The sequence below is a fragment of the Rhodopila sp. genome (genome assembly GCF_035548235.1).
Classification (GTDB): Bacteria; Pseudomonadota; Alphaproteobacteria; order Acetobacterales; family Acetobacteraceae; genus Rhodopila.
The window spans coordinates 1-5,613 of record NZ_DASZTJ010000120.1 but is presented as its reverse complement, the minus strand read 5'-3'; the positions used below and the strand labels follow the sequence as shown (position 1 = coordinate 5,613).

General features: G+C 70.1%; 3 protein-coding genes. All 3 read left to right on the top strand.

The features are described from left to right. A partial coding sequence (locus VHB27_RS10550; RefSeq protein ID WP_325600054.1) for an acyl carrier protein occupies positions 1 to 531 on the top strand: 531 nt, incomplete at its 5' end. 31 nt (positions 532 to 562) lie between these two features. Further along, positions 563 to 4,591 (top strand): type I polyketide synthase, encoded by a 4,029-nt coding sequence (locus VHB27_RS10545; protein WP_325600052.1) that lies wholly within the window; start codon positions 563 to 565, stop codon positions 4,589 to 4,591. Beyond that, positions 4,588 to 5,613, top strand: a 1,026-nt coding sequence (locus VHB27_RS10540; protein ID WP_325600050.1) for a polyketide synthase, incomplete at its 3' end; no start/stop codon positions are given. The genes VHB27_RS10545 and VHB27_RS10540, both read left to right, overlap by 4 nt.

Genomic DNA, 5,613 nt, shown 5'->3' with positions numbered 1-5,613 from the left:
TACCTGGCTGCGATGCATTTCGACGCCGACCGGTGGCTGGAGAGTGCCGCCCCGGCCACGGCGCCGCTCTTCGCCGACGTGCCGCGAGCGTCGCCCGGCAGCGCGGGGCCGCTGTCCGCGGCGCAGGGCAAGGTTACGGCGGAAACGATCCGCGAGGTCGTGATCGGCCAGTTGGCGACCGTCCTGCGCCTCTCGCCCGATCGCCTGTCCGGCGACCGGCCGTTCCGGTCGCTGGGCTTGGATTCGCTGATGGGGCTGGAACTGCGCAACCGGCTCGAACGGATCCTCGGCCGCAAGCTCTCCGCCGCCACGGTGTGGAACTTCCCGACGGCCGACCGGCTCTGCGCCCATCTGCTGACGCTGGTCGACGGGGCGGACGCACCGGCCATGCCGGCCCCCGCGTCGGCGCCCGCGTCGGCCCCCGCGTCGGCCCCCGCGTCGACCGCCTCTGGCGACGACGCGGAACGGTTGGCGGCCAAGGCGCTGGAAGACGAATTGCAGGAGGCGGAGGCCTTGCTGGCGGGCGAATGATGACGACCACTCGAAGCCCTGGGACGCGGACATGAGCGGCAGCGCTGCAGAACAGCTCGACCGCGCGCGGCGTGTCATCGCCGATCTGCGCAAGCGGCTGACGGATGCGCAGAACGCCGGCGGCGACGCGATCGCGGTGGTCGGGATGGCCTGCCGCTTCCCGGGCGAGGCACGCGACTGCGACGGGTTCTGGCGCATGGTCGAGGCCGGGCGGGATGCGATCCGTCCGGTGCCGCCGCACCGCGCCCGCGACATGGGCGAGGGGACGCTCAAGCCCGTTGCCCTGCTGGACGATATCGAAACCTTCGACGCGGCGTTCTTCGACATCTCGCCGCGCGAGGCGGTCCAGATGGACCCGCAGCAGCGGCTGTTCCTGGAAGTCGCGTGGGAAGCGCTGGAGGACGCCGGGCAGACGCGCGCCGGCCTCGCCGGCAGCCAGACCGGGACCTTTGTCGGCGTTCACAACCACAGCGCCGGCTATCTGGAACTGCAGACCGCGGATACGTCCCGCTGCAACGAGTACACGGCGCTGGGCAGCGGGCACGACGTGATCGCCGGCCGCCTGGCCTATGTCCTCGACCTTCGGGGACCCAGCGCGGTGATCAACACCGCCTGCTCCTCGTCGCTGGTCGCGGTTCACATGGCGTGCCAGAGCCTGCTGTCGCGCGACTGCCGCATGGCGGTGGCCGGCGGCGTGAACCTGATCCTGGGACCGATGCAGAACCGGATCGTCAACCTCGGCGCGATGCTGGCGCCGGACGGACGCTGCAAGACGTTCGATGCGCGCGCCAATGGCTATGGCCGCGGCGAGGGATGCGGCGCGGTGGTCCTGAAGCGCCTGTCGGACGCGATGGCCGACCGCGATCGGGTGCTGGCGGTCATCCGCGGATCGGCGATCAACCAGGACGGCCGGACCAACGGGCTGACCGCGCCCAACGGGCTGTCGCAGCAGGACCTGCTGCGCTGCACATTGGCGAAGACGGGGATGCCGGCGTCACGCATCGGCTATGTCGAGGCGCATGGGACCGGCACCGCCCTGGGTGATCCGATCGAGGTCGAGGCGCTGGCATCGGTCTACGGCGCCGTCCAGGACGGAGCCGCGCGCTGTGCGCTGGGGTCCGCCAAGGCGAACATCAATCACCTGGAAGGCGCCGCCGGCGTCGCCGGCCTCATCAAGACCATTCTCGCCCTGCGCGCTCGGGTCATCCCGCCGGTCGCCGGTTTCGACACGCTCAACCCGCATTTGTCGCTGGAAGGCACGCGGCTGTTCGTTCCGGCCGAGGCGACGGCTTGGCACGCCGACACGCCCAGGGTCGCCGCGGTCAGCGCGTTCGGCTGGTCGGGCGTCAATGCGCACGTGATCCTGGAGGAAGCAACGGACGCGCCGCCCGCGGCCGCGCCGCGGCCCACCATGATGATGGTTTCGGCGGTGGATGAAACGACCTTGTCGGATCGCGCCGCCGCCCTGGCCGCCGCGCTGGAGACGCTGCCGGAGGAGTCGCTGGAGGATTTCGCCTGGACCGCGACAGCACGCCGCACCCACTATCCGCACCGCATCGCGGTGGTGGCGGAAACCCGCGCGGCGATGATCAGGGCGCTGCAGACGGGCACGGGCGAACCCAAGGGTACGGCGCCGATCCGGTTTCTGATCGGTGACGATACGAAAGCGGCACGGACGTTCGGTCCCGAATTGCTGCGGGACGACGATGTTTTTCGCACGGCGATCGCCCGCTGCGCCGCCGCGTTCGAGGCGTGCGGCGACAAGGGGACCTCGTTCGGCTTGCTCGATGATTTCGCGAATGTCGGGACAGATGCACAGGTTTTTGCCTTTTCCATCGGGATCGCCGCAGTGCTGGGGCAGCTCGGCGTTCATACCGGACCCGTGACGGGTTCTGGCGTGGGCGCCCTGGCCGCGGCGTGTATCCGGGAGGATATGACCCTCAACGACGCCGTCAGGCGCATCGTCGGCCGTTCCGCCTATGTCGTGGCCGGCGGGCCGCCGCCACAGGCGGGAACGGCCCGTATCGTGCGGCTGGATCGATGCCTGATGGACGACGAAACGGGCGCGGAGGCGGGTTCCGTGCGCTCGCGCCTGATGCACATCCTGGCGGGCTGCGTCGCCTCCGGCCACCCCCTCAACTGGGACGCCGTCTTCTCCCCAACCGCTCGGCTTGTGAGCCTGCCGGCGCATCCGTTCCGCCGCCGCCGTCACTGGATCGTCGAGGCCCCCGCGGTGCCCCCGGTTGTCGCGGCGCATGCACCGGATGATTGGTTCTATGAAACGGCCTGGCAGCCGGAGGTGCTGGCGGTTTCGCCGCCGGCGGCAGTGAGATGGCTGATCCTGGGTGAAGCCGATGGCGTCGCCGGACGACTCGCGGCCCTGGTGCGCGCCAGGCACGGCGTCGCGATGGTGGAAGCCGGACGGCCGGCCCTGGTGATGGACCCGGCGCGCTGGGTCGTCGTCGATCTGCGCGCGCTGGACCGGCGGGACGGGGCGGCCGACGGGCTTGCGTCCGACCTCGTCGATCTCGACAAGGCCCTGGGACGCATGCCGGCGGACCGGGATGTCCGGCTTTGGGTCGTCACGCGCGGTGCGCAGCACCTGCCGGGCGATGGCGTGGGCAACCTGGTCGCTGCGCCGCTGTGGGGGCTGGGCCGTTCGCTGCTCCTGGATCATCCGGAGCGTTGGGGTGGCCTTATCGACCTCGATCCCGCCGCGCCGTTCGATGCCGACGCGCTGTACCAAGAGGTCGCGGCCGCGGCGAAGGAGGCCGAGGAGGTCGCGCTGCGGGGCGGCACTCGTTTCGTCAATCGCGTGATGCCGGCCGCCGCGCCGCCGTCGGGTGCGCCCGCATTCGATCCGGCGGCGTGCTACCTGGTGACCGGCGCATTCGGGGGCGTCGGGCCGTCGCTGGCGACGTGGCTCGCGGACCACGGTGCCCGGTCCCTGGTGTTGGCAGGTCGTTCGCTGGGTGATGCCGGGCATCCCAGCGAGGCCTTGCGGCAACGGCTGCGGGACAGGGGCGTGGATGTCCGGTTGGAGCGCTGCGACGTGGGCGATCGGTCGTCCGTCGCGGCCCTGTTCGACCGTATTCGCCAGGCGGGCGTGCCGCTGCGGGGGTTGTTCCATGCAGCCGCCGCGGCGTCGCTGCCGGTCGAGGACATCGGCGACGCGGACATCGTCGCGGCGTTCCGTCCCAAGGTCGTGGGCGGTCGGCTGCTGGACGAGTACAGCCGCCCGTTCCCGCTCGATCATTTCGTTCTGTTTTCATCGGCGGCAGGCGTGCTGGGTGCGCGTGGGCAAGGTCATTACGCAGGCGCCAACGCGTTCCTGGATGCACTTGCGGCGTCCCGGCGGGCCGAGGGATTGCCGGGGCTGAGCGTTGCCTGGGGTCTCTGGGCTGCGGAGAACGGGGCGCACGTGCCGTATTTCCAGCGCGCAGGCCTCGATCCGATGGATCATGGCGCTGCCCTGGACGCCATGGCGCGGCTGATGATGGCGCAGGTCGACGGTCGGCGCGATGCGCATCCGGTGATCGCCTCGATGGACGGCGACCGGTTGCGTGTCGCGCTGGAAGGACGGGGGCGCGCGCGGTTCCTGAGTGCGCTGGCGCCACAAGCCCCCGTCGCGACGTCCGGCGGGAACCCCGCGCTGCTGGATCACCTGCGTCAGGCCCCGGCGCCGCTACGCCACGGCATGGTGGTCGATCTTGTTGCGAAGCAGGTACGAGCGGTGATGGAGTTGCCGGAGGACGATCCGCTCGATTCCGAACGGGGCTTCTTCGACCTGGGCATGGACTCGCTGATGACGGTCGCGCTGAAGGCGCGGCTCGAGGAGCTGTTCGGGATTGCGCTGCCAAGCACGCTGGCCATGGATTTTCCGAGTGTGGAGGCGTTGGCGGGGTATTTCACGGGATTGGTTTCAGGTACGCCGGAAACGATGGACATGCCTGTCCCGGCGGCGGCATCCGTTCCGGTCCGGGATGTCGAGATGCTGGCGGATGACGAGGTGGGCGACGCGCTTGCGGCCGAACTCCGGGCGCTGGAGGCGCTGGAATGAGCGATACGCAGGCAGCCCTTGCCGCATCGGTGGCGCGGGAGCGCCAGGCGCTGTCGGCCATCCGGACGTTGCGTGCGCGTTTGGAAGAAGCGCAGCGGACGCGGTCGGAGCCGATTGCGATCGTCGGGATGTCGTGCCGGTTTCCGGGCGGTGCGACCGACCCCGACAGCTACTGGCGCATGTTGTCGGACAAGGTCGATGCGGTGCGGCCCATCCCGCCGGAGCGGATGGATGTGGCCGCGATCTTCGACCCGGATCACGATGCGCCCGGCAAGACCTATTCCCGTTGGGCGGGGATGCTGGACGGTGTCGACCAGTTCGATGCCGATTTCTTCGGCATCTCGCCGCGTGAGGCCGCGATCACCGATCCGCAGCAGCGCTTGTTCCTGGAAGGCGCCTGGCTTGCACTGGAACATGCCGGTATCGCACCGTCCGGCCTGTCCGGGTCCGCAACGGGTGTGTTCGCCGGCGTCACCACGGCCGAGTATGCCCGCCTGCATGACCGGATCGTCGCGCCCGAGGACCTCAGCCCGTATTCCACGCAGGGTCTCTCGATCAATACCGTGTCCGGGCGGGTATCTTATACGCTGGGTCTGCAAGGACCCTCGATGGTCATGGACACGGCGTGCTCGTCGTCGCTGGTGGCGATCGATCGGGCGTGCCGCAGCCTGCGGGATGAGGAATGCGGTTTGGCCATTGCCGGCGGCGTTAACGTGCTGGCGGTGCCGGAGGGGCTGATCGCCGGCTCACGGCTGGGGATGTTCGCCGCCGACGGCCGCTGCAAGGCGTTTTCTGCGGGAGCGGACGGCTTTGTGCGTGGCGAGGGCTGCGGTGTCGTTGTGCTGAAGCGTCTGGGCGATGCGGTGCGTGACGGCGACCGCGTGCTTGCGGTGATCCGTGGCTCTGCGGTGAACCACGACGGCCCGAGCAGCGGGCTGACGGTGCCGAACGGGCTGGCGCAGCAGGCGCTGATCCGGCGGGCGCTGAAGGCGTCTGGGGTCTCGGCGGCCGAGGTCGGGTAT